25 protein-coding genes are annotated in these 23732 nt (G+C 60.9%); 8 read left to right on the top strand and 17 right to left on the bottom strand.

What is annotated here, in order from left to right:
- Positions 1-155: 155 nt before the first annotated feature.
- From OCV66_RS06190 to OCV66_RS06130, 13 genes are all read right to left on the bottom strand, one after another.
- On the bottom strand, positions 156-2108 hold the full coding sequence (locus OCV66_RS06190; RefSeq protein ID WP_147573961.1) for an LTA synthase family protein: 1953 nt from the start codon (positions 2106-2108) through the stop codon (positions 156-158).
- A 78-nt stretch (positions 2109-2186) separates the two neighbouring features.
- Complete coding sequence (gene aspS, locus OCV66_RS06185; protein WP_054326844.1) at positions 2187-3998, bottom strand: aspartate--tRNA ligase; 1812 nt, start codon at positions 3996-3998, stop codon at positions 2187-2189.
- Positions 3999-4021: 23 nt separating this feature from the next.
- Positions 4022-4249 (bottom strand): hypothetical protein, encoded by a 228-nt coding sequence (locus OCV66_RS06180; RefSeq protein ID WP_054326843.1) that lies wholly within the window; start codon positions 4247-4249, stop codon positions 4022-4024.
- A complete protein-coding gene (locus OCV66_RS06175; protein ID WP_153802379.1) occupies positions 4246-4419 on the bottom strand; it encodes a hypothetical protein in 174 nt (57 codons plus the stop codon). Before OCV66_RS06175 ends, OCV66_RS06180 begins: the two co-directional genes overlap by 4 nt.
- A gap of 3 nt (positions 4420-4422) precedes the next feature.
- Entirely contained in the window at positions 4423-5784 is a 1362-nt protein-coding gene (hisS, locus tag OCV66_RS06170) for a histidine--tRNA ligase (RefSeq protein WP_054326842.1), read from the bottom strand.
- 76 nt (positions 5785-5860) lie between these two features.
- Positions 5861-6277 carry a methylglyoxal synthase gene (locus tag OCV66_RS06165; protein ID WP_054326841.1) on the bottom strand — a complete coding sequence of 139 codons (417 nt, stop codon included), beginning with the start codon at positions 6275-6277 and terminating at the stop codon, positions 5861-5863.
- A 45-nt stretch (positions 6278-6322) separates the two neighbouring features.
- A complete protein-coding gene (locus OCV66_RS06160) occupies positions 6323-7063 on the bottom strand; it encodes a nucleotide-binding protein (protein WP_107630865.1) in 741 nt (246 codons plus the stop codon).
- 114 nt (positions 7064-7177) lie between these two features.
- The gene (locus OCV66_RS06155; RefSeq protein WP_054326839.1) at positions 7178-9460 is read right to left on the bottom strand and encodes a penicillin-binding transpeptidase domain-containing protein; all 2283 of its coding nucleotides are present in this window, start codon (positions 9458-9460) and stop codon (positions 7178-7180) included.
- Positions 9461-9484: 24 nt separating this feature from the next.
- Entirely contained in the window at positions 9485-9994 is a 510-nt protein-coding gene (gene mreD, locus OCV66_RS06150; protein WP_054326838.1) for a rod shape-determining protein MreD, read from the bottom strand.
- A 4-nt stretch (positions 9995-9998) separates the two neighbouring features.
- Positions 9999-10844 (bottom strand): rod shape-determining protein MreC, encoded by an 846-nt coding sequence (gene mreC, locus OCV66_RS06145; protein WP_107630868.1) that lies wholly within the window; start codon positions 10842-10844, stop codon positions 9999-10001.
- A gap of 135 nt (positions 10845-10979) precedes the next feature.
- On the bottom strand, positions 10980-11552 hold the full coding sequence (locus tag OCV66_RS06140) for a Maf family protein (protein ID WP_147573960.1): 573 nt from the start codon (positions 11550-11552) through the stop codon (positions 10980-10982).
- Complete coding sequence (locus OCV66_RS06135) at positions 11552-13582, bottom strand: U32 family peptidase (RefSeq protein WP_147573959.1); 2031 nt, start codon at positions 13580-13582, stop codon at positions 11552-11554. Before OCV66_RS06135 ends, OCV66_RS06140 begins: the two co-directional genes overlap by 1 nt.
- The gene (locus OCV66_RS06130) at positions 13579-13890 is read right to left on the bottom strand and encodes a cell division protein ZapA (protein WP_054326835.1); all 312 of its coding nucleotides are present in this window, start codon (positions 13888-13890) and stop codon (positions 13579-13581) included. The genes OCV66_RS06135 and OCV66_RS06130 overlap by 4 nt, the downstream gene beginning before the upstream one ends.
- Before the next feature lie 268 nt (positions 13891-14158).
- On the opposite strand from OCV66_RS06130, the gene proB reads away from it, so the two are divergent.
- The 8 genes from proB to OCV66_RS06090 all read left to right on the top strand — a co-directional run bounded on the left by proB (position 14159) and on the right by OCV66_RS06090 (position 21244).
- Positions 14159-14968: a glutamate 5-kinase gene (gene proB / locus OCV66_RS06125; protein ID WP_054326834.1), complete on the top strand. Its 810-nt coding sequence runs from the start codon at positions 14159-14161 to the stop codon at positions 14966-14968.
- Positions 14969-15137: 169 nt separating this feature from the next.
- Complete coding sequence (locus OCV66_RS06120) at positions 15138-15323, top strand: hypothetical protein (RefSeq protein ID WP_054326833.1); 186 nt, start codon at positions 15138-15140, stop codon at positions 15321-15323.
- Between the two features lie 23 nt (positions 15324-15346).
- A complete protein-coding gene (locus OCV66_RS06115; RefSeq protein ID WP_054326832.1) occupies positions 15347-16594 on the top strand; it encodes a glutamate-5-semialdehyde dehydrogenase in 1248 nt (415 codons plus the stop codon).
- Positions 16594-17187: a CYTH domain-containing protein gene (locus tag OCV66_RS06110; RefSeq protein ID WP_054326831.1), complete on the top strand. Its 594-nt coding sequence runs from the start codon at positions 16594-16596 to the stop codon at positions 17185-17187. Before OCV66_RS06115 ends, OCV66_RS06110 begins: the two co-directional genes overlap by 1 nt.
- A 163-nt stretch (positions 17188-17350) precedes the next feature.
- Complete coding sequence (gene putP / locus OCV66_RS06105) at positions 17351-18847, top strand: sodium/proline symporter PutP (RefSeq protein ID WP_107630872.1); 1497 nt, start codon at positions 17351-17353, stop codon at positions 18845-18847.
- Positions 18847-19719 (top strand): ComEC/Rec2 family competence protein, encoded by an 873-nt coding sequence (locus tag OCV66_RS06100; RefSeq protein ID WP_147573958.1) that lies wholly within the window; start codon positions 18847-18849, stop codon positions 19717-19719. The genes putP and OCV66_RS06100 overlap by 1 nt, the downstream gene beginning before the upstream one ends.
- On the top strand, positions 19716-19949 hold the full coding sequence (locus OCV66_RS06095) for a DUF3006 domain-containing protein (protein ID WP_054326829.1): 234 nt from the start codon (positions 19716-19718) through the stop codon (positions 19947-19949). Before OCV66_RS06100 ends, OCV66_RS06095 begins: the two co-directional genes overlap by 4 nt.
- Positions 19950-19978: 29 nt before the next feature.
- Positions 19979-21244 carry a diaminopimelate decarboxylase gene (locus OCV66_RS06090; RefSeq protein ID WP_054326828.1) on the top strand — a complete coding sequence of 422 codons (1266 nt, stop codon included), beginning with the start codon at positions 19979-19981 and terminating at the stop codon, positions 21242-21244.
- Between the two features lie 42 nt (positions 21245-21286).
- Here OCV66_RS06090 and OCV66_RS06085 read toward each other — a convergent pair whose 3' ends face one another.
- From OCV66_RS06085 to OCV66_RS06070, 4 genes are all read right to left on the bottom strand, one after another.
- Positions 21287-21532: a hypothetical protein gene (locus OCV66_RS06085; protein WP_054326827.1), complete on the bottom strand. Its 246-nt coding sequence runs from the start codon at positions 21530-21532 to the stop codon at positions 21287-21289.
- Between the two features lie 14 nt (positions 21533-21546).
- The gene (locus tag OCV66_RS06080) at positions 21547-22083 is read right to left on the bottom strand and encodes a putative signal transducing protein (RefSeq protein WP_054326826.1); all 537 of its coding nucleotides are present in this window, start codon (positions 22081-22083) and stop codon (positions 21547-21549) included.
- Between the two features lie 39 nt (positions 22084-22122).
- Positions 22123-22671, bottom strand: a complete 549-nt coding sequence (locus tag OCV66_RS06075) for a class I SAM-dependent methyltransferase (protein WP_054326825.1) — start codon at positions 22669-22671, stop codon at positions 22123-22125.
- A gap of 75 nt (positions 22672-22746) precedes the next feature.
- Positions 22747-23454, bottom strand: coding sequence for a 4Fe-4S binding protein (locus tag OCV66_RS06070; RefSeq protein ID WP_054326824.1), 708 nt, complete (start codon positions 23452-23454; stop codon positions 22747-22749).
- Positions 23455-23732 lie beyond the last annotated feature (278 nt).

The raw sequence follows: 23732 nt of genomic DNA, 5'->3' as shown, positions 1-23732 counted from the left end.
AATCCCCTCCTGTCATGATCCCATTATGCCACAGCGGCCTCTAAGGGCCGCTGTGGCATAATCATGTGAAATAAATATATAATAGTCGCTTTGCGGCTATTATACCATAAAGCTGTGGGGGCGGGAACCCCCTTAGCGGCTTGTCGCCCAAAAATCTACGCCAGCGGCTCGTACCAGGCGTCAATCCGTCTTTTCGGGTCAAACAGCTGCGCGTATTGCACGTGCTGATAGAGCGACAGAGCCGGCTCCGCCGCCGCGCCCGAGGAATCGCGCCACGCGCCGCCCGCCAGGTAATAGCCGTAGTTGTTGATGCACGGCACCTGCTCCCGCGCCGCGAGACGCAGCTGGTCATAGCCCGACACCGCGCAGCCCAGCGCGTCCAGCGCATAGGCGGACAGGTAGTTCGCGCTGATCTGCACCCCTGCCCGTTCCTCGATATCATAGTTCGCCCAGATGAAGAACGGCGTGGTCAGCTTGGCCTGCTTTTCCTCTCGTGTGCGAGCTGCCTCCGTATTGCCGAACAGATCGTCGTAGAAAGCGCTGGTCACATTCGGCTGGTGGTCCCCAAAAAAGATGATGGCCGTCGGCTCGTCCACCTGTGAAAAATATGCGACCAACTGCTCGACCGCTTCATCGCTGTACCGCACCAGCGACAGGTATTGATCCACCTGCGGGTACTTCCCCTCATATGCGCCGGTGAGACGGATACGTTCCTCAAATGCCGGATCGTCAGACGGCCCATATCCCCCATGGTTTTGCATCGTGACGTTGAACACAAACAGCGGCTCGCCCGCCGGCTTTGCCTCGTACAACTCGATGATCTTCCGGTAATCTGCACTGTCGCTGATATAACCGCGCAGCCGCGCGGCATCGTCCGAAAAATCCGTTTCGTACAACTGGCGGTCAAAACCCAAGCGCTCATAGACCTGCTGGCGATTCCAGGAGGTCGCCAGATAGGGGTGGAGGGAAACCGTCTGGTAGCCCTGCGCCTCCAGGCCGGATACCAGCCCCGGCGTTTCACTCTTGACATACATTTGATAGGGCGAGCAGCCGAACGGCAGGAAGGCCATGGTATCCCCTGTCAGCACCTCGAACTCGGTCGTCGCCGTGCCGCCGCCGAACGTGGATACCAGCAGGTCGCCGCTGATCGTATTCTCCGCTTCCGCCAGAGAGTGAATAAAGGGCATATAATCCTCATTCGTCTCAAAATCGCCGATGCTTTTGAGGTCGGCAAAGGATTCATTCATAATCATGATAATATTGGGCTGCACTGCTCCGGACCGGCCGGCATACGCCTGCGCCGCCTGTTCCAGCACCGTCTCCGAATAGCCCGCGGGCTTTTTCACAACCGCATTCTCCGCCGTGCGGCAGAAGTAATACCACTCGCTGTATTCCAGATTGCCCTGCCAGAAGCCGAAGCTGTTTCCGGCAAGCCCCAGCCCATAGAGCCAGCATCCCATCAGCAGGGAGCAGGCCGCGAACTGCCAGCGCCGTGGCGCGGACGCCGGACGCCGCACCCGCCAGACCGCAGCACAGAGCAACGCCGCGATCGCCACGGTCTGCAGGACCGAAAGCTCGACCGGCACCGAGTAGCTCGCCGCTACATTTTTGGCCGTGCCGACGGCGAACAAATCGCTCAGCAGGACCGGCGTGCCGCGGAACACGGTCACATAATGGTCGATCAGCGCATATACCATCGTGATGCCCATGCCGATGCACACCGTGAGCCGTATATTGCAGACGATCCAATAGACGATGCCGAAAATCGCCGCATGGTAGACATATCCCTGCCAGATCTGTACGTTGCCGATCAGGATACCGCCCTTGACCACATACTCGGTCAGCAGCAGGGCGAACGACGATGCGGAGAGCAGCACCAGTACATCGTGTATCAGCAGCTCGGGCGCGGTCGCTCTTTTTCGGGGCCGCAGCACAAGCGGCAGGCCGGTCAGGATGCCGAGCGGCCACTGGCTCTCCGGCCGGTAATGGATCGAGCCCTTGCGCAGCAGGTACACTGCGGCATAAAATACCGCCGCCGCCAAGGCGATATCCACGACATAACCAATTATTTTCCCAATCTTTTCTCGTTTTTTACATTCGGGACACACGTTTGCTTTCTCCTTTTTCCGCGATACAGGAAAGCCGCTGCAGCATCCGCCGCAACGGCTTTTACGGGCCAAGGCCCGTTACGCTTCCGCGTCCTTCTCCTCGCGGGTGACCGCGATGGAAAGATCGTCAAGCTGCTTTGCGTCCACCACGTCCGGACAGGACATCATCAGGTCGGACGCGTTCTGCACCTTGGGGAAAGCGATCACGTCGCGGATGGAGTCCAGCCCCGCGAGCAGCATACACAGACGGTCCAGGCCGTAGGCCAAGCCGCCGTGCGGGGGCGCGCCGTAGGAGAACGCTGTGATCAGATGGCCGAATTGCTCTTTCGCGCGCTCCTCGGTGAAGCCGAGCGCCTCGAACATCCTGGTCTGCAGCGCGGGATCGTGGATACGGATCGAGCCTCCGCCCAGCTCACAGCCGTTGAGGATGATATCGTACGCCTTGGCGCGCACCTTAGCCGGATCGGTGTCCAGCAGCGGGATATCCTCGTCCATCGGCGCAGTGAACGGGTGGTGCTTGGCGACCAGGCGGTCCTCCTCCTCGCTGTACTCGAACTGCGGGAACTCAGTGACCCACAGCAGCTTGTAATCGTCCTTTTTGGCAAGGCCGAGACGCTTGGCCAGCTCGCAGCGCAACGCGCCGAGCGAAACCAGCGCGGTCTCCTCGGAAGCGTCTGCGACAACGAACAGCACGTCGTTTTCGTGCATATCCGCGCGCTCCTTGATGGCCGCGATCTCGTCCTCGGTCAGGAACTTGGCAAAGGAAGAGGTCATGGTGCCGTCCGCCGCGACCTTCATCCACGCCAAGCCCTTGGCTCGGTAGGTCTTGACGAAGTCGGCCAGCTTGTCGATCTCCTTGCGCGGGAACTTGTCCGCGTAGCCGCCCAAGTTGATCAGCCGCACGGTGCCGCCGGACTCGACCGCGCCCTTGAACACACCGAAGCCGCAGTTCGCCGCGATGTCGGAAATATCGCGGATCTCAAAGCCGAAACGGGTGTCCGGCTTGTCTGAGCCGAAGCGGTCCATGGCCTCGCGCCAAGTCAGGCGCGGCAGCGGGAGCTGGATGTCCACGTCCAGCACTTCCTTGAACACGCGCTGGAGAAAGCCCTCATTGACCGCGATCACGTCGTCCTGCTCGACAAAGCTCATCTCGAGGTCGATCTGGGTGAACTCGGGCTGGCGGTCGGCGCGCAGGTCCTCGTCGCGGAAGCAGCGGGTGATCTGGATATAGCGGTCCATGCCCGCGAGCATCAAAAGCTGCTTGTACTGCTGCGGGGACTGCGGCAGGGCGTAGAACTTGCCCGGATGCACGCGGGAGGGTACGAGATAGTCGCGCGCACCCTCGGGCGTGGACTTGGTGAGCATCGGGGTTTCGATCTCGAGGAAACCCTGCTCGTCAAAGTAGTTGCGAGCCACCTGGGTGACGCGGTGGCGCAGCATCATATTGCGCTGCATGGAGGGGCGGCGCAGATCGAGATAGCGGTACTTGAGCCGCACCTGATCGCCGACCTCCTTGCTGTCGTCGATCTCGAACGGGGTGGTTTCCGCGCGGGACAGGATGCGGAGCTCCTCCGCGACGATCTCGACCTCGCCGGTCGGCATCTTCCTGTTGATTGCCGCTTCGTCGCGCGCAACCAGCTTGCCGCGCACAGCTACCACAAACTCGGTGCGGCAGGTAAAAGCGACATCGAACAGGCCGGCGTTGACCGACTTGTCGAACGTACACTGCACGATACCCGCACGGTCGCGCACGAGCAGAAACAGCACGCCGCCGTTGTCGCGCACACGGTCGACCCAGCCGTTGACCGTCACTTCCCGCCCCACGTCGGACAGACGCAGTTCACCGCACATGTGCGTGCGTTTCATCCCTGAAATAGAGGTTTCGTTCATGTTCTATCAATCCTTATCAAATGTTATTTGTTATCGTCTTTCGTATGCAGCGAGGGACACACATGATTCCAGTAGCCTGCAATCATAGTGACAATCCCGCAAATCAGAAGGAAAATGCTGATGAGCACCAAAGCAAGCGACAGGCTCTCGCCCATGTCCGCTGTGTGCGGCATCCAGTAAAGCAGTACGCCGAGCAACACGGTCTGCATGCCCAGCAGCATCTGCGCACAGCCCCAAACCAGTTGTTTCACCGTTCGTCCTCCCCGTCATCCTGCCTGTCCTGCGCACGGACCTGTCGCACCAGCGAAACCGCCTGTCCCAAGCCGACCAGCAGCAACGGCACGAACACGACCCATTGACCTTCCACAAAGGCAAGCGCCATCCCCGTGATGCAGGCGATCAGCGTATAGGCCGGCCGCATGATTTATACCCTGTCACAAATGACTTTGCCCTGGTTTTTCGCGGCCAGTCCCGCTTGGATGCGGACGACCGCCTCCTTCAGCGATACCTTGACCTGCTCGCCGGTCTCCATATCCTTGACCGCGACAACACCCTCCCTGATCTCGTCCTCCCCGTGGAATATCACATAGGGGATGCCGAGCTTGTCCGCGTAGCCGATCTTGTGCTTGAACTTTTTCTGCTCGCTGTAAAGCTGGGTGCGGATACCCGCGCCGCGCAGGCTGGTCGCCAGCGCGATCGCCGCGCCCATGTCGTCAGTCATGGGCAGGATGAGCACGTCCGCGGGCGCGCGGTTCATCTTGTCGTTCAGGTAGCCCTGCTCGCCCAGCACATAGAACAGGCGCGTCAGGCCAATCGAGATGCCCACGCCCGGCAGCTGCTTGTCCGTATAGTATTCCGCGAGGTTGTCGTACCGGCCGCCCGAGCAGATCGAGCCGATCTCCGGATGGTCGAGCATCGCAGTCTCGTACACCGTGCCGGTGTAGTAATCCAGCCCGCGCGCGATGGTCAGGTCGATCTCAAAGTGGTCGTCCGGCACGCCGAAAGCCTGCATGTACCGCGCGACGGTTTTCAGCTCGTCCGCGCCCTGGTCGAACACCTCGTTTTTGCCCTTGTAGCCCTCGAGCGCGGCGAGGATGCCCGCCGTGCCGCCCGGGGTGGCGATGAACGCCAGCAGTTCGTCTGCGGTTTCGGCGGCCACGCCGAAGTCGTCCACCAGGATGGCCTTCACCCTTTCCGCGCCGATCTTTTCCAGCTTGTCAATTGTGCGCATCACGTCACCCGCCTTGTCGGTCAGGCCGAGGATGGCGAAAAAGCCGTTCAATACCTTGCGGTTGTTGATGCGGATTTTGAAGCGCTCGAGTCCCAGCGCGGTAAAGGTCTTGTAGATAATGCTCGGCACCTCGGCCTCGTTGATGATATCCAGCTTGCCGTCGCCGATCACGTCGATATCCGCCTGATAGAACTCGCGGAAGCGGCCGCGCTGCGCGCGCTCGCCGCGGTAAACCTTACCGATCTGGAAGCGGCGGAACGGGAACGTCAGTTCGCCGTAATGCTGGGCGACGTATTTCGCCAGCGGCACGGTCAGGTCGAAGCGTAGGGACAGGTCGCTGTCGCCCTTGGTGAAGCGGTAGATCTGCTTCTCGGTTTCGCCGCCTCCCTTGGCCAGCAGCACCTCGGAGGACTCGATCAGCGGGGTGTCCAGCGGATAAAAGCCGTACAGTGCATAGGTTTCGCGCAGCACCTGCATGATGCGCTCCATCTGCACCTGCGGCGCGGGCAGCAGTTCCATAAAGCCGGACAGGGTTCTCGGTTTCACTTTTTCCATAGCGTTTTGATTCTCCTCAAGACAGACGGATGCACCGAACGGGCGCAGGCCCATCCGGTGCAGTTGTGTCCTATTGTTATTTTCTCGAACTGTTTTTCGGATTTACGATATTTCGCCAGTCCAGATCGCCGCGGTCCAAGCCGAGGATGAGCATTTCAGCCGTTGCCGAATTGGTCGCGATCGGGATATTATGCATATCGCACAGCCGCGCGATCGCATGGAGGTCCGGCTCGTACTGCGAATTGGACATCGGATCGCGGAAGAACAGGACAAGGTCGATCTCATTGTAAGCAACGCGCGCGGAGATCTGCTCCTCGCCACCCTGCATGCCCGCAAGGCACTTGTCTATTTTCAGTCCGGTCGCTTCTTCGACGAATTTTCCCGTCGTGCCGGTTGCGCAGATATTATGTTTTGCCAGGACGCCGCAATACGCCATGCAGAACTGTACCATCAATTCCTTTTTGCGGTCGTGCGCGATTAATGCAATATTCATTTCAAGGACATCCCCTTTCCTTCCTAAGCTACTCTTCCACTCGGTTCAGATTTTTATCAGTGGAACGCGTTCTCCGTCCAGCCGCCGCGCGATGTTTTGGAAAGCGCGCGCCGCGCCGGTGTGCTTGACCGCAAAAATGCTTTTTCCACTATTGCCGCAGGAGATCAGGTCCTCGTCCTCCGGAACGACCCCCAGCAGCGGTAAGCCTGCTTCGTCCATCGCGTCGTCGATATTGCCCGCCTTGCCGCGGCAGATCAACTGCGGCCGGATGCGGTTAAGGACCATCCGGATCCGCGCGATGCAGTATTCTTCCTCCAGCTTGCGCGCGCACCGTTCCGCACCGCGAATGCAGGCGCGGTCGGTCGAGGTTACGACGACTGCCTGCGTAGAGATGTGCGCCAGCCACGACAACTCGGCGGGCAGCCCCGCAGGCCCGTCGATGAGGAGGTACTCGATTCCCGCCTCCTCCGCCTGCACGGCGAGCTGCTCCATGCCGCGCTCGCTGAGCGCGGGCAAAGCCACGGGCGCGGTCAGTAAGTATAGCGCTTCATAGTCCGGATGCCGCGCCATCGCGGTTTCCAGCGGCACCGCGCCGCCCGCCACATCGGCAAAAGAATACACCACCCTGTCCGACATGCCGAGCACGATATCCAGATTGCGGAGGCCGCAGTCGCCGTCGATCAGGAGCACGCGGTGGCCGCGCTGCGACAGCGCCGCGCCCACACCTGCCGTAAAGGAGGTTTTTCCCGTGCCGCCCTTGCCGGACGCAACCAGAATGACCTTCAATCTACCGCCTCCGAAATGATAAAACTATATTGACATTATAAACCACACATGTCGAATTTACAAGCGTTTATGCAAATTTTTTGTCACGCTTCCGCTTTTTTATACAGGATTTTATCAAGGTACGATCACATTTTCCTGCTGCACGGATTTCACCGTATCCACGTCGCCTGTCTGGAAGTAGGTATCCAGCATATCGCGCACGATCGGCGTTACCGATGAGCCGTGCTCCGCGCCCTCACCCACGACGCAGATCACGATTTCGGGATCGTCGAACGGGGCGAAGGCGATAAACAGGCCGTTGTCGAATTTTATCCCGTTTTCAATAGCCTCAGCCGTACCGGTCTTGCCGCCAACCTTGATCGGGTAGTCCGCGAACACGCTGCCCGCAGTGCCGCCCTCGTCGGTTACCTCGCTCATGCCGGTCATGACCAAATCAACCGTCGTATCAGACATCTCGATTGTATTTTTGACTTCCGCAGTTTCGCTCTTGACCACCTCGGAGTAGTCATAGCTCTTGACACTTTTGACCAAAGTGGGCCGATACAGCGTGCCGCCGTTGACCACGGCCGCGATATAATTGGCAAGCTGCAGCGGCGTGAAGCCGTTGTCCGACTGGCCGATCGCGGCCTGCACGTCGTCGCCGCCGAGCCAGTCCTGCAGCGTCGGGTCGGCCGCGACCATCTGCTCACGGTAGGTCGGTCCGGCCGCGCGGCCCGCCGCCTCGTCCACCTCTATTCCGGTCAGCATGCCCAGGCCAAACTTGGCGTCCCATCGTTCGAGCCGCTTGCCGGTCAGCTCCCGTCCCACAGTATAGAAGAATGTGTTGCAGGAATATTTAATCGCCTGCGTCACGTCGAGCGTCATGGGCTGGGAATGGTTGTTGCAGTGGAACGTCTGCCCGCCGTATTCGAACTCGCCCGTGCAGGTGATCGTGGTGTTCGCGTCAATGATACCCTCTTCCAGCGCCGCGATCGCGCTGAGTACCTTAAAGGTGGAGCCGGGTTCGTATACGCCCAAAGTCGCGCGGTTGAATTCCGGCGAGCGGGCGTCCTCGTTCCGCGCCTCCGCCTCCTCCACATAGTTTTCCAGGCTGTAGGTCGGATAGGAGGCCATCGCAAGCACCTCGCCCGAATTGGGGTCGATCGCGACCGCCGCCCCGCCCCGCCCATACTGCGCAAGGTTTTCCGCAAGAGACTCCTCGGCCGCGGCCTGCAGGTCGAGGTCGATCGTCGTGACCACGTTATCGCCCGGCTGGGGCGCGGCATAGGAGCTTGCCTGCTCGTTGACCGCTTGACCGCCCAGATCGGTCTGCACCGTGCTGGAGCCTGCCGTGCCGTGCAGGTACGGCTCAAGCGCCAGCTCCAGGCCGGTCTTTCCGGTGATATCGTTCATCTTATAGCCGGCCTTGCCCTGATACGGACCGCCGTATGCATCGCCGCTCCACTCCTCGGCCCACATCGTAGCCGCGCGGCCGAGCAGGTGCGCGGCGTATTCCGTATCATACTGCCGCACGGCCTGGCTTTCCACCTCAACTCCGGCGTAATCCTGATGGTGCTCCTTGATATATGCGATCAGGTCGATCGATATGCCGGTTGCAAATGTGAAATTCGTGCGGTTGTCAAAGCCGTTCTGCCGCATGGTATAATACAAGCCGACCAGCGTGCGGGTATCCGCGTCCGTCATCGTTTCCGGAAGCCCCCAGTTGCGGTCCAGATAGTCCCTCATCGCGCTAAGGAAGTCCGCGGCGGAAACCAGCGTGGTCGCATCCAGCGCGTTCACCTCGTCGATCACCTCGCCGGTTTCCTCATCCGTGCGCGGGTTCTGCTCCTGACGCGCTTTCGCGTCCGCGATCGCCTGCTGGACCGCGGTCAGGCTAAGCGTGTCCGCACTGTCCTTGATATATTTGGAAAGTCTGGCGCCATCGCTGGTCGCCGCATCCGTGGTATAGGCGTATGGGGCGGTATCGCTGATGGGCAGAATATCGTTCAGCTCGGCCGTACTCTCTGCCGCAGCGGCGGCGCCGTTCTCCGTGTCCGTATCGTCCCCGTCCCCGTTCTGCGCCGTGTTTGCCGCGGCGGCCGCCGCGTCCGCCTTGACCCGCGCCGCCAGATCGAGCAGGCGCGCCGCCTGCCCCTCCTGCTCCCAGGCCGAATAGACCAGTACCAGCGAAAACTCGGTTTTGTTCGTCACCATCGGCCGGCCGTACCGGTCGAGTATCTCGCCGCGCGCGGCGGAAACCGTCGAGGTGGTCGTCAGCCAGTACGCCGACTGGCGGACGTAATCCTCGCCGTTCACAAGCTGCAGCTGCACGAGCTGCCCGCCGGCCAACCCTGCACAGAGCAGCAGCAGGCAGGCCAGCGCCGCCAGCCGGCGCAGCAGTTGATTTTTGTTCACCATGGGATTCCTCTTTTCTGGCAGGGGTCAGCGCGCGGAAAATTTCCGGCTTATCTTGGCCATCGGGACGTATACCGCAAAGCACAGCAGGCTGGCGAGCAACGTGCCGCCGACCGTCTGCTGCAGCACAAGCCCGAACGGCGCGCCTTTCTGCGGCAGCAGGTAGCAGAAATACCGCAGCAGGTCGATCACGACCATCTCGACCGCGTTGAGCATCAGCATGGACACATAGTTCCGGCTGAGCGTCAGCCGGCTCATCGCGCCCGCAACCATGCCGAACAGCATGAAAAAGATGGGGTACAGCCCGTCGATGCCGGTAAAGCCCAGGTCGTACAGCAGCCCGACCACAACGCCCATAATAACGCCCTCCACCGGCCCGTCCAGCAGCGCGGCGGCCGCGACGAACGCGGGCAGCAGATCGAGGTGGTAACCTCGGATCGACCACGCCCCGAACAGGCTGGACTGCAGCGCATAAAACACCAGCGCGAACAAAATGTACAGGATCATCTTCGGGATGGATAACTGTTCTCTCTGCATAAGCTCACTCCGTAGTATCCGTAAAGGCGGTCACGACGGACACGTTCGTCACCGTTTCCACATCGACGAACGGCTTGAGGACCGCGTAATACGAGATGCCGTTTTCCTCCGGCAGGACGCTCTCGACCGTGCCGATCATCACGCCCTTGGGGAACACGCCGCCCGCACCCGAGGTCTCCACCGTATCGCCGATCACGATGCTGGCGTCCTCTGTCAGGTAGGACAGGCGCAGGCTGCCTTCCGCCATCAGGTCGTAGCTTCCTTCCGCAATCGCGCTGTCGCGCGTGCGGGTGATCAGCGCGCCGCACTGCATCTCGATATCGACGACGGTCGTGATCGTGCTGTAGTTGGGTGCGACCGCGCTGACATAGCCGACCAGCCCATCCTCGGTGATGACCGCGTCATTGACCTCTACCCCGTGCGACGAACCCTTGTCGAGCGTCAGCACGGTCGCCCAGTCGCCCGGGTTGCGGGCGATGACCTCCGCGTTGAGCGTGGTCAGTTCGCGCGCGCGTTCGGGCTGGCCCGCCTGCGCGCGCAGGCGGTTGTTCTCCTCTATTGCAAGCTGCGCGTCGCGCACGGTCTGCTCCATCTCACGGATCTGTCGGTGCAGCTCCTCATTCTCCGCCTTGAGCGCGTCGAATTCGGTAAAATAGCTCAGCCCTTTACCGAAAAAGCCGCTCACACCGGTCGCAAGCTTCTGGATCGGTGTGGCGACGATCCCCACTGCGGTCGTCACGGGCGACGGATTTCCGGTCACGCCGCTGTACAGTGCGGAAAGGATGCACAGCACGATCACCACGGCGACGCCGATGAAAAAACGCGAGCCCAGTCTGTTTCTTCTTCGCAAAAATCAAACTTCCTTTCTGATATCTCCCGTCCGGAACCCCTGTTCCAAACGAAAGGGCCGTGCCGCGTACCGCGCGGACAAAGCCCCCAACTGCGCAACCCCTGTTTGCGCGCCCACTTTTCCGGACGCGCGTCCCTATCCGGCGCGGAGCGCGCCCAGCCCGCGCAGTACCTCGTAAAGCGGCGCGACCGGCAGCCCCATGACGCTGTAATAATCGCCCTCGATCCCCGCCACCAGCAGCGCGCCGCGGCCCTGGATGCCGTAGGCGCCCGCCTTGTCCAGCGGCTCGCCCGTGGCGAGATAGGCAGCCAGCTCGTCCTCCGCAAAATCGCGGAAAGTAACGCGCGTGCGGGTGCAAAGCGTGCGCGCCGCGCCGTCCGGTGGCAGCACCGCAAGGCCGGTCAGCACCTCGTGCGTGCGCCCGCGCAGATGGCGCAGCATGTCGGCCGCCTGCCGCACGTCCGCCGGCTTGCCGAGTGGCAGGCCGTCAATGGTCACCATCGTGTCCGACCCGATGCACACCGCGTCCGGATGCATACGCCGCGCCGCCTCCGCCTTGAGGCGGGACAGGCGCACGACCTCCGCGTCGAGCGGCGCGCCCGGGCGCAGCGTCTCGTCCGCATCCACCGGATAGACGGTAAATTCCTTCGTAATCAGCGCCAGCAGCTCCCGCCTGCGCGGCGAGGCGGACGCCAGTATAATCCGCATTATTCGACTCCTCTTTTGTACAGGCCGTTGGTGAAATCCCCGTCCAGCGGCGTCCCGTCCAGGAACGCCCGCGCGATGCGCGCGCATTCCTCCGGCGGCTCCGTCGTGAACAGCAGCCGCGCGGTCTGCACGCCCAAGCGCTCATACGCCGCGCGCAGGTACAGCGGGCGACTGTTGAGCAGCGTGTTGCGGCAGCCGTATTCGGGCAGCAGCGCAAAGCGCGCCTTTCTCCGGTCTGTCAAACAGGTCGTACCCTCCCGACAGGCGCAGCGGCCGCCGTGCTGCCGGCGGATCGCACAGTTTTCGAAGATCATCAGCGGCAGATATCCATAAACTATCAGCTCGGTTTCGAGCGGCCCTTCCATATCGCGCGCCTGCGCCAGACGCACCTCAAACGAAAGCGTCTGCCGCGTCACGCCCATTTCCGCGAGCGCGTGCAGCGTTTTGCTGTTATAGGCGTTCAGGCCGAAATCGCCGTGTATCGTGAACCCCATGCGCCGCGCAAGCGCGACCTGCCCGATGTTGCCCACCAGCACCGTGCGGGTGCCGCGGCTCATCGCCTCGCCGAGCAGCATCTCCAGTTCGGGCTGCTCCGCGTCCGAAAACACGCGAGGCAGCACGGCGGGCAGGCCAGTCTCGGCCGCCACGCCGACCGGCGCGTAAACGGTTTCCAGTCCAAGGCCGCGGAGCGCCGCCGCCTGCGCCTTGGTGCGCACGGACGCGGTAAAGCCGCGGAAGCCTTCGCGCGACGCGCATTCCTCGTCCCGCCGTAGCAGAGGCCCTTCCAGCCAGTCGCGGGCGGGCGGCGTACCGCGCTTGGCAAGCAGCAGCGCAAGCGCGTCGCGCCGCATCCCGTTCATCACGGACGCCGGCACGGCCAGCCCGTCCTCCAGCTCGATGCGCAGGTTTTTGACATAAAACGGCGTCCCGCCGGTTTTCCGCAAGGACTTTTCCACCATCTCCGGCGTGGTCGGACGGTTGACCGCCCGCTCGGCCGGCGCCGCGGCGGAAACCCCGTCCGCGCTCAGCACCGCGCCGGTATCCACCCGCGCGGTAAAGCAAAGCGACACCGGAACGAGCGGCGCCTCCTTCCCCTCTGCAAAGCGGCGCGCCGCCTCGTCGTACAGGGACTGAACCTCCTGCAGCGGCACGTCGGTCTTGGTGCCGAACATCCCGTCGCCCTTTTTGCCGGTATAGTACCCGTCTGTAAAGCCATCGCGCGAAAACACCCGCCGCAGGATATCCCGCTCCCCGGGCGTGGGCCCGCGCCGCTCACGCAGCAGGCCGGCATAGATTCCGGTGACGATCGCCGTGTACTCCGGCCGCTTCATGCGCCCCTCGATCTTGAGCGAGGACACGCCCATCTCCGCCAGCTCGGCCACATGGCCAGCCAGCGCCAGATCCTTGAGCGACAGCGGGTAGCCGCCGCCATACGGCAGGCGGCAGGGCTGGGCGCACAGGCCGCGGTTGCCCGACCGCTGGCCGATCACCGCAGACAGGTAGCACTGTCCGGAATAGCACATGCACAGCGCACCGTGGACGAACACCTCGGTTTCCACCCCCGCCTGTTCGGTGATCAGGCGCACCTCGTCCCGCGTGCATTCGCGGCTGAGCACCACGCGCGAAAAGCCGATATCGCGCGCCTCCCGCGCGCCGTCCAGCGTGTGAACGGTCATCTGCGTGGAGGCGTGCAGCGCGAAATCCGGCGCGTGCGCATGAATCAGGCGCGCAAGGCCAAGGTCCTGCACGATCAGCGCGTCCGCGCCCGCTTCGTAGAGGAACCTTGCGTCCTGCAGCGCCGCGTCCAGCTCGCGGTCACCGGCAAGGATATTCAGGGTGATATTGGTCTTGACGCCCCGCGCGCGGCAATAGGCGATCGCCTGCGCCATTTCATCCTGCGAAAAGCCCTTCGCGCCCCGGCGCGCGTTGAACGTGCCGAAGCCCATGTATACCGCGCCCGCGCCCGACTGGACTGCGGCGCGCACCCCCTCCGGCGAGCCTGCGGGGGCCAGAAGCTCTATCCGGTTCATTTGCGTCGGTTTCCGGGGTGGTTCGCGCTGTTGCGGCTCACCTGCTGCCGCAGCGCGGTGTTTTCCGCTTCCAGCGCGCGGCACTTGGCCTCGGCCGCTTCCGCCGCGGTCTTGGCCTTGATATATTCATCCGCGAGGTTGACGGTCGCCAGCGCAAGCGCGCGTGTGGACGCGAACGACGCCGAGCCGCCGCACTCCGCGATGGTCTGCTGCGCCAGTTCCGCGACCTCGTTCATATATTCCACGGTCTCGTTGGCCAGCATGGTATAATGCTGCCCCGCGATCTGGATGGTCACGCGGTTTGCCATGACTGATCCCTTCCTTTCGCAAAATCGTTCAAAAGGCATAATTTGATAAAATATAGTATACCACAACAATTGACCTTTTGGAACAAAAAATATGCGCAAAGATAGCCGTCCGGCGGGTATATTTTTCTACGAACCGGTTTTTCCGGCAATTTGTAAAAGATTTTTGTTTGCCTTGTGTGAAGCCGCCCGCTGTGCTACAATAAACATGTATATAATAGGAAGCCAGCGGCGCGGCCCTGTCCGCCCTGCCGGAAACCGGAGGTCTTTTATGCTTAATATCAACGAGGTCCGGCGCATCGTCGTCAAGGTCGGCACCTCGACGCTGACATATGAAAACGGTAAGCTCAACATCCGCCGCATCGAGCGGCTCGTCCGCACCATCAGCGACCTGCAGAACCAGGGGTTTGAAATGGTGCTTGTGTCGTCCGGCGCGGTCGGCGTCGGCGCCGCCAAGCTCGGCTTGAGCGAGCGCCCCACCGAGCTGGCCATGAAGCAGGCCGCCGCTGCGGTCGGCCAGTGCGAGCTGATGCACATTTACGACAAAATGTTCCTGGAATACGGCATCAACGTGGCTCAGATCCTGCTCACGCGCGAAAACATTGTGGACGACGACCAGCGTGAAAACATCCACAACACCTTTACCGCCCTCATGCGCACCGGCGTGGTGCCGATCGTCAACGAGAACGACACGGTCGCCACAGCCGAGCTGAAGCATATTGAAAACTTTGGCGACAACGACACGCTTTCCGCGGTCGTCGCGCGTATGTGCGAGGCCGACCTGCTCGTTATTTTTTCGGATATCGACGGGCTGTATGATTCCGACCCGCGCAAAAACCCGCAGGCCAAGCTGATCCGTCACGTTTCCAGGATCGACGCGAAAATACGCCGCATGGCGGGCGGCGCCGGCTCGGCGCACGGCACGGGCGGCATGGCCACCAAGATCACCGCCGCCGAACTGTGCATGGACGCGGGCATCCCCATGCTGGTCGCCAACGGGGATAAGCAGGGTATATTATACGATATCGTCGACGGTAAGCCGGTCGGCACGCTTTTCGCACGGGAGGTTGCAGGACTATGACCAAGACACGCATCCGGTATCTGATCGCTTCTCTGATCGGCATCGCGGTCGGTTCGTTTTTCGGCCTGCAGGCCTATCTGCACGGCTGGCCGTGCTGACGCGGGGCCGCCGGCGCCCCCCTCTTTCCCCTGAGCACCCCCAGCGGATATAACGAGGGAGGAAGCCCGTTATGACAAAGAAAAAATCACGCCTCATCGCGCTGGTTATGCTGATAGCTGCCGCCGCGTTTTTCATCTATGCGCTGCACCATCCCGAAGCCTCTTTCCCTTGGAGCAACGCCGTTACCTACATCCTGTACGGCCTATACTTGATCGTGATGCTTGTTATGGCGGCCGCCCCTTTCAAAAAGAAATAAAACGATAAAACGAGGTGTAACCCATGCGACAACTGATGGACATTGCCGCGGACGCGCGCCGCGCCAAATACGCGGTCGCCAGACTCGGCACAAACGATAAAAACCGCGGCCTGCTCGCCATAGCGGACGCGCTGCTTGCGAATACCCGCGAAATCATCGACGCCAACCGCATCGATATCGAAAACGGCCGCGCAAACGGCCTCGTGGAAGGGCTGATCGACCGCCTGATGCTGGACGAAAAACGCATCGCCGGCATCGCGGAGGGCTGCCGCCAGGTCGCAGCCCTGCCCGACCCCATCGGCGAGGTGCTGTGGATGCGCAAAACGCCGAACGGCCTAAACATCGGGCAGAAGCGCGTACCTATGGGCGTGATCGGCATTATTTACGAGGCGCGCCCCAATGTCACGGTGGACGCGGCCGCGCTGTGCTTCAAGGCCGGCTCGGCGTGCATCCTACGCGGCGGCAAGGAGGCATTCCACTCCTCCATGTGCCTGACCCGTCTCATGCGTGCGGCGCTTGCCGGCGAGGGCCTGCCGGAGGGCGCCATCAACCTGGTCGAGGACACCTCGCGCGACAGCGCCACGCAGATGATGAAGCTGAACGGCTGGCTCGACGTGCTTATCCCGCGCGGCGGGGCGGGCCTGATCCAGTCGGTCGTCCGGAACGCGACCGTTCCAGTCATTGAGACCGGAACCGGCAACTGCCACGTGTATGTGGATGCGTCCGCCGACCTAGAGATGGCGCAGCGCATCCTGGTCAACGCCAAATGCCAGCGCCCGAGCGTATGCAATGCGGCCGAAAGCCTGCTCGTCCACAAGGACGCGGCGGCGCGGTTCCTGCCCATGGCGGCGGCCGGCCTCGCGCCGAGCGGCGTCTCCATCCATGGCTGCCCCCGCACCAGGGAGCTTCTGGGCGACGCCGTCTTCCCCGCCACAGAGGAGGACTACGGGCGCGAATATCTGGGATATGAGATCTCCTGCAAGGTCGTTGATTCGCTCGACGAGGCGATCGCACATATCAACCGCTACAACACCGGTCACTCGGAGTGCATCGTCACCCGCGACTACGAGGCTTCCCAGCGTTTTCTGGATGAGGTCGACGCGGCGGCGGTCTATGTCAACGCCTCCACCCGTTTTACCGATGGGTTTGAGTTCGGCTTCGGTGCAGAGATCGGCATTTCCACGCAAAAGCTGCATGCGCGCGGCCCCATGGGGCTGACCGCGCTGACCACCACCAAATTTATCATTTATGGAAACGGACAGATACGGTAATGGAAAAGGAATACAAATGGCGGGCGGACGAATGGGTATTGGGACAGGCGCTGCTCTGGGCCTCCTCCCGTATCGGCAGCCAAAGCCGCACCATCCATATGAAATCGCAGTATTTCGATACGGCGGACGGTCTGCTGCGCCGCAACGACGCCGCACTCCGTCTGCGCCGCGAAAACGACCGCAGCGTATGTTGCATGAAGCGGCGCAACACCAGCACTCCCGCCGGCATGCGCGCGCATGAGGAATACGAGTGCGACGCGCAGACGGTCGCGGAGGGACTCTCCGCGCTGCCCGACAAAGGCGCGCCGCGCGCGCTGTGCGAGCAGGCACTCGCCGCGCGCCTGGAAACGATCTGCACGGTCGACTTCCGGCGCTGCGCCATCCTGCTCCAGCAGGAGGACACGGTCTGCGAGCTTGCGCTGGACGAGGGCATGCTGCACCATAACGGGCGCTCCGCCCCCCTGTGCGAGATCGAGCTGGAATGGATCGCGGGCAGCGAGGAGGTTTTCCATGCGCTTGCCGCCGACCTTGCCGATTACCTCTCCCTGACGCCGGAGCCAGAAAGCAAGCTCGCGCGGGCCATGAAGCTGTGAACCGGCCTATCCGTCATTCATAACAATCCTTCCCCTGTTTTTGCGGTCCACTTTTATCTATATTGTCTATTTTTTGTGAAAACCGCAATTTCCCACCCTCATTCTTGCAAAAAAAAGCGAATCCATGTATAATAAAACATGAATTTTGGGAGGGTAATTATACATGAATATTGACAGCATCATCACACTCGTCGCGTTTGGCGTGTATCTGATCTTTATGATCTGCATCGGCATGTACTTTATGGGGAAAAACCGCACGACCAGCGAATATTTCCTCGGTGGCCGAAAGCTTGGCTCCTGGGTCACCTCGATGAGCGCGCAGGCCTCCGACATGTCGGGCTGGCTGCTGATGGGCCTGCCAGGGGCGGCCTATCTGTCCGGCATTTCGGCCGGCTGGATCGCCATCGGCCTTGCTATCGGCACCTATCTCAACTGGCTGCTTGTCGCAAAGCCGCTGCGCCAGTACACCAAGGTGGCGGACGACGCGATCACGCTGCCGCAGTTCTTCAAGAACCGTTTTAAGGATGAAAGCGGCATGATCTCGGTGATCGCCGCAATATTCATCCTGGTGTTTTTCCTGTTTTATACCGCTTCAGGCTTTGTCTCCTGCGCCAAGCTTTTTTCATCTGTATTCGGTATGCCCTATCTGGTGTCACTGCTGATCGGCGCGGTCGTCGTTATTTCGTACACCTTTGCCGGCGGCTTTTTCGCCGTGTGCTGGACCGACTTTTTCCAAGGCCTGCTGATGTTCTTCTGCGTCATCGCGGTACCCTCGATTGCCATCGGCTCGCTGGGCGGGCCGGCCGACTTTTTTGCGCAGGTCGATTCGTTTAACCCGAATTTCCTGAACCTGTTCGTGGATGGCGCGACCAATACGCCTTACACGGCCATCGGCATCATTTCGTTGATCGCGTGGGGGCTGGGCTACTTCGGCCAGCCGCATATTCTGATCCGCTTCATGGGTATCGAGTCCCCGAAAGCGATCAAAAAGTCCCGCCGCATCGCGACCGTCTGGGTTCTGATCTCGCTGACCGCCGCCGTACTGATCGGCGTTTCCGGCCGCATGTTCCTGGGCGACGGCCTGCTCGTCACCGCGGGCAATGAGGAGACCATCTACATCAACATGGTCACCCGCATCTTCCCCGTGTTCATCGCGGGCATCTTCCTGTCCGCCATTCTTGCGGCGATCATGTCCACCGCGGATAGCCAGCTCCTTGTTACCGCGTCTGCCATCACCGAGGACTTTTACCACAACAAAATACGCCCCAACGCCTCTGCCAAGGAGCTGATGTGGGTCTCCCGCGGCTGCGTTATGGTAGTCGCATTGATTGCCGTGCTGATCGCGACCAACCAGAACAGCACGGTACTCGGTCTGGTCGAATACGCGTGGGCCGGCTTTGGCTCGGCGTTCGGCCCGCTCGTGCTCTGCTCCCTGTTCTGGCGGCGCGCCAACAAATACGGCGCGTATGCGGGTATCATCGTCGGCGGCCTGGTCGACCTGTTCTGGGCGCAGATGTCCGGTGGCATTTTCGAACTGTACGAGATCGTACCCGGCTTTGTCTGCGGCCTGCTCGCCATCATCATCGTCAGCCTGGCGACGCCCGCCCCGTCCAAAGAGATCACGGACAAATTCGATTCCTACCGCACCTGTGAAGAATAATGAAGCGAATCCTCCGGCGCATCCTGTTTATTGGCGCGGCACTTGTGTTGGCGCTTGACGCCTGGCTTTACCTGCCCGGTTTTTTATCCGGTCCGCAGGAACTCACCGGCGAGACCGAAGTCCATTTTATCGACGTTGGCCAGGGAGATTCCATCCTGCTCCTGTCGGGTGGCCAGGCCGTGCTGGTGGACGCTGGCACAGCGGAAAGCGGCGATACCATCGTCCGCTATTTAGAGGAGCTTGGCGTGCAGGAGCTGTACGCCGTGGTCGCCACCCATCCGCACGCCGACCATATCGGCGGCATGGCGCGGGTGATCGAGGCATTCCCAATCGGACATTTCTTTATGGGACGGGAGACTGCCAACACCGCCACCTACGGCAGCATGCTCGACGCGCTGGAGGCGCGCGGCCTCCGTCCGACCGTCCCGCAACGGGGCGACATCCTGCCGTTTGATTCCGGTGCGTCGCTCACGTTCCTCGGGCCGGACGACGATGTATCGGACAGCGACCTGAACAACCGCTCCCTGGTCACGCTGTTCCAGGCGGGTGGCCGCAGCGTTCTCCTGATGGGAGACGCCGAGGCCGCGGCGGAACGCTCCCTGTTGAACCATTATCCACTTTTGTCGTGCGAGATCCTCAAGGTTGGGCATCACGGTGCAAACACTTCCTCCTCCGAGGAATTCCTGTGCGCGGTGCGGCCCTCGACCGCGGTGATTTCGTGCGGCGTGAACAACGATTACGGCCATCCCAGCCCGCAAACGCTGGAAAACCTGTCCCTCGCGGGTGTTGGCGACGTCCGCATCACAGCGGAAAGCGGCACGGTCGTCCTCCCGCTCGACCCACTACCATCAAGCAAGGAGAATGCTGCATGAAACAGACCGGTATCGTCGACCGCTTTGAAGGCGATTTCGTTGTCGTGGAAATCAACGACAAAATGGTCAATTTCCCCCGCGCAGAAACGCCTGCCATGCTCGCAGAAGGCATGGTCGTTATCGTGCAGGACGGCCGCATCATCGGCGTCGACCAGATCGAAACCCAGCGCATCGAGGACGATATGCGCCGCCGCTTCGAGCGCATCCTCGGCAAACAGACCGACGAATAACCCCAGAAACAAAGGAAAGGCGAAAACCAATGGAAAAGAAACCCTTTTTGACCCTTGAGCAGGTGCAGGAGATCGTAAAGACCCATCCCACCCCGTTCCACATCTACGATGAAAAGGCCATCCGCGAGAATGCCCGCAAGGTCAAGGCCGCGTTCGCATGGAACCCTAGCTTCAAGGAATATTTTGCCGTTAAGGCGACCCCGAACCCCCGTCTGGTCCAGCTCCTTCATGAAGAAGGCTTCGGCTGCGACTGCTCCAGCTATACCGAGCTGCAGCTGAGCCGCGCCTGCGGCATCACCGGCCACGATATCATGTTTTCCTCCAATGTGACGCCGGACGAGGATTTCAAGCTCGCCAGCGACTTGGACGCGATCATCAACTTTGACGATATCACCCACTTGGACTATTACGATAAGGTCGGCCAGTGGAAGGAAACCATGTCCTGCCGCTTCAATCCGGGCGGCGATTTTGTACTTGAAAACGAGATCATGGATACGCCGCAGGAGGCCAAGTACGGAATGACCCGCGAACAGCTGATCGAGGCGTTCAAGTATATGAAGGCCAAGGGCGTCAAGCATTTCGGCATCCATGCGTTCCTGGCCTCCAACACGGTGGCAAACGAATACTATCCCGCGCTGGCCCGCATCCTGTTCAAGCTGGCGGTCGAGGTCCGCAAGGAAACCGGCGTGCATATCGCGTTCATCAACCTGTCCGGCGGCGTGGGTATCCCCTACAAGCCGTGGCAGGAGCCGAACGATATCATGGCCATCGGCGAGGGCGTGCGCCGCGCTTATGAAGAGGTGCTCGCACCGGCGGGTATGGACGACATCGCGATCTATACCGAGATGGGCCGCTTTATTCTCGGACCTTACGGCGCGCTGGTCGCCCGCTGCATCCACCACAAGCACACCTACAAGGAATATGCCGGTCTTGACGCCTGCGCGGCCAATCTGATGCGTCCGGCGATGTACGGCGCCTACCATCACATCACCATCCTTGGCAAGGAGGACGCGCTGCACGACCGCACCTATGATGTGACCGGCGGCCTGTGCGAGAACAATGACAAGTTCGCCATCGACCGCAACCTGCCCCGTATCGATATCGGCGATTATGTGTATATCCACGATACGGGCGCCCACGGCTTCTCGATGGGCTATAACTACAACGGCAAGCTGCGCTCCGCCGAGCTGCTGTTGCGCGAGGATGGCTCGGTTGAGCTGATCCGCCGTGCGGAAACGCCAAGGGATTATTTCGCAACACTGGACTTCACCGGCCTGTTCGACGATATTCGGTAACAACAGCATATAAAAAGGGAGTGCGTGATACGCACTCCCTTTTTATATCCCCTTATCCGCGAGCAGCAGTACGACCGCCAGCGCCAGAAACAGGATAATCAGCGTCCGCAGCAGCCGAAGCAGCTTTGTCCGTTTCCCATCCTCGCGCAACCAGGCCTCGTCGGGCTGAGCAGGCTCCGCGATCGTTTCCGTCCCATCCGGTATATGGTCGATCAGCGGCACATGACAGGTATTGCACACGCTGAAGCCCTCGCGGAACTCCGCTTTACACTTCGGACACCACGGCATAGGCACTCTCCCCTTTACATACGGTTGGAAACCAAATACAGCAGCAGCAGCGCCACCGCGATCACGCCTGCCACCACGGGCAGCAGCTTGAACGAAGCGTTATCCTCCATAGGCTGCTCCGGCACCTGCATCGCCTGCTCCTCGGCCAGACGGGCCAGCTCTTCCTCATCAACCGGCGCCTCCGCAAAGCTGTGGTTCATTTCGTCGATCAACGCACGCGCGCGGGCGGTCTGGCTCGCATCGACTACAATCTCTACCCCGAAGCGCGCGTCCGCGCCGCTGTAAGCCTGTATCTGACGGAACGCCGCCGGCCGGTGGAGTACAACAATATCATTTTCGCGCAGCATGTCGCAGACCATTTCCGCTTCCAACCGGTTTTTGGCGGTGTAAACCGCGATTGGTTTCTCCATGCCATCCGGCAGGACGAATTCCTCCGGCTTCTTATTTTCCTCATTTTCCTCGGGCAGCGTATCCACCAGCGGCACCCGGCAGGTACTGCACTCCGTAAACCCCTCTCTGTATTCCGCTTTACATTTGGGACACCAAGGCATATCATATCCCTCCTTTTCCTTTATTGTAACACAGACCGCTCACTCTTTCCATATGAAAATCGGCAGCGGCGGGTCGTTCCGTCGGTTGAGCCAATCGCATGCCAGAACAGTGAACAATCGGTCATTTATCGACTTTAAGTGCGATAAAATCGCATTTTTCTCCTCATATCCGTTTTCTTTCCCATAATACAGCGCAAGCGCCATCACGCCGCCCTGCCGCAGCAGCGTCAGCCCCGCGTCGATCGCCGGAAGCGAGGAAGCGGCTGTGGTGAATATTTTTGCATCTCCGCCCGGCAGCCGGCCAAAGTTAAACACAATGCAGTCCACCGTCCCCGGCGCCGCATAGCGCGCCATATGCGCGTGACTGTCCTGCACGACCTCAGCGGTCAAGCCTTGCTCCGCCAGCAGCGCGCGCGTCTGCTCGACCGCAGCCTCCTGGATATCAAACGCGATCACCCGCCCGTTTTTTCCCGCAAGACGGCAAAGGAGCGCGGTGTCGCGCCCCTTGCCCGCCGTGGCATCGATACAGACCGCGCCCGGCTTCACCTGCCGCCGCAGAAAATCATGCACCACGTCCAATGTATTCATACTCTTATCCCTCCGCGATCCAACGCCCCGTTCTCATGAGCTATTGTACCACAGCGGAGTGAATTTGCAAACGCCTTACCGGTCCAGTATCTCGCCCGTGGTCGATACCACGACCACCTGCCACGGCATAAACTTGCCGCTGTTTTGCAGGGCTGTGCGCACCGCATGCTCGATACCGCCACAGCACGGCACCTCCATGCGCACCACCGTAACACTTTTGATATCGTTCTGCCGGATGATCTCGGTCAGCTTTTCACTGTAATCGCCCTCGTCCAGTTTGGGGCAGCCAATCAGCGTGATTTTGTTCCGGATAAAGTCCTGATGGAAATTTGCATATGCGTAGGCGGTGCAGTCCGCCGCTACCAGTAGGTGCGCATCCTGGAAATACGGCGCGTTGACGGGCGCCAGCTTGATCTGCACCGGCCACTGGCGGAGCTGGGAAACCTTCGGAACCGCGCCGTCTGCCTGCGGTGCGGCGAGACGGTCGATTGCGCGCGCATGGCTGCCCGGGCAGCCGCAGGCAAGCGGCTGTTGCGCCTCAGCTTTCGCGCGCAGGTTCTCCTGCACCGCCGCTTCGTCATAGGCAGCGGCCTCTCGCTCGACAAATGTGATCGCTCCTGTCGGACAGACTGGTAGGCAGTTGCCCAAGCCGTCGCAATAATCGTCCCGCAGCAGCTTCGCCTTTCCGTTTACCATGCCGATCGCCCCCTCGTGGCAGGCATTGGCGCACAAGCCGCAGCCGTTACACTTTTTTTCATTGATTTCAATAATTTTCCGTATCATATCCGTTTCCTCCTGATAGGTAACCTGTTCCGCGTCCGGACAAACCGGCGCATACTTGACTTTATGCTCCTATCTTACTATACTGGTAGCACACCGTATGTTGTTGTAACAACAAAACAGGAGGAAATATGGAAGCATCCGTATTAATGCACTGCCGCCTGTTCCAGGGTCTGCCGGAAGCAAAGCTTCCGCCGCTGCTGGAACAGCTGCACAGCTACCGCCGCTCCTACGAAAAAGGTCATCCGGTCTATCGGGTCGGGGATACGGCCCACGCGCTC

The sequence above is a fragment of the Agathobaculum ammoniilyticum genome (assembly GCF_025567315.1).
GTDB lineage: Bacteria > Bacillota > Clostridia > Oscillospirales > Butyricicoccaceae > Agathobaculum > Agathobaculum ammoniilyticum.
Note: the sequence above shows the minus strand (reverse complement) of the source record. Positions and strands in the feature narration are given on the sequence as shown.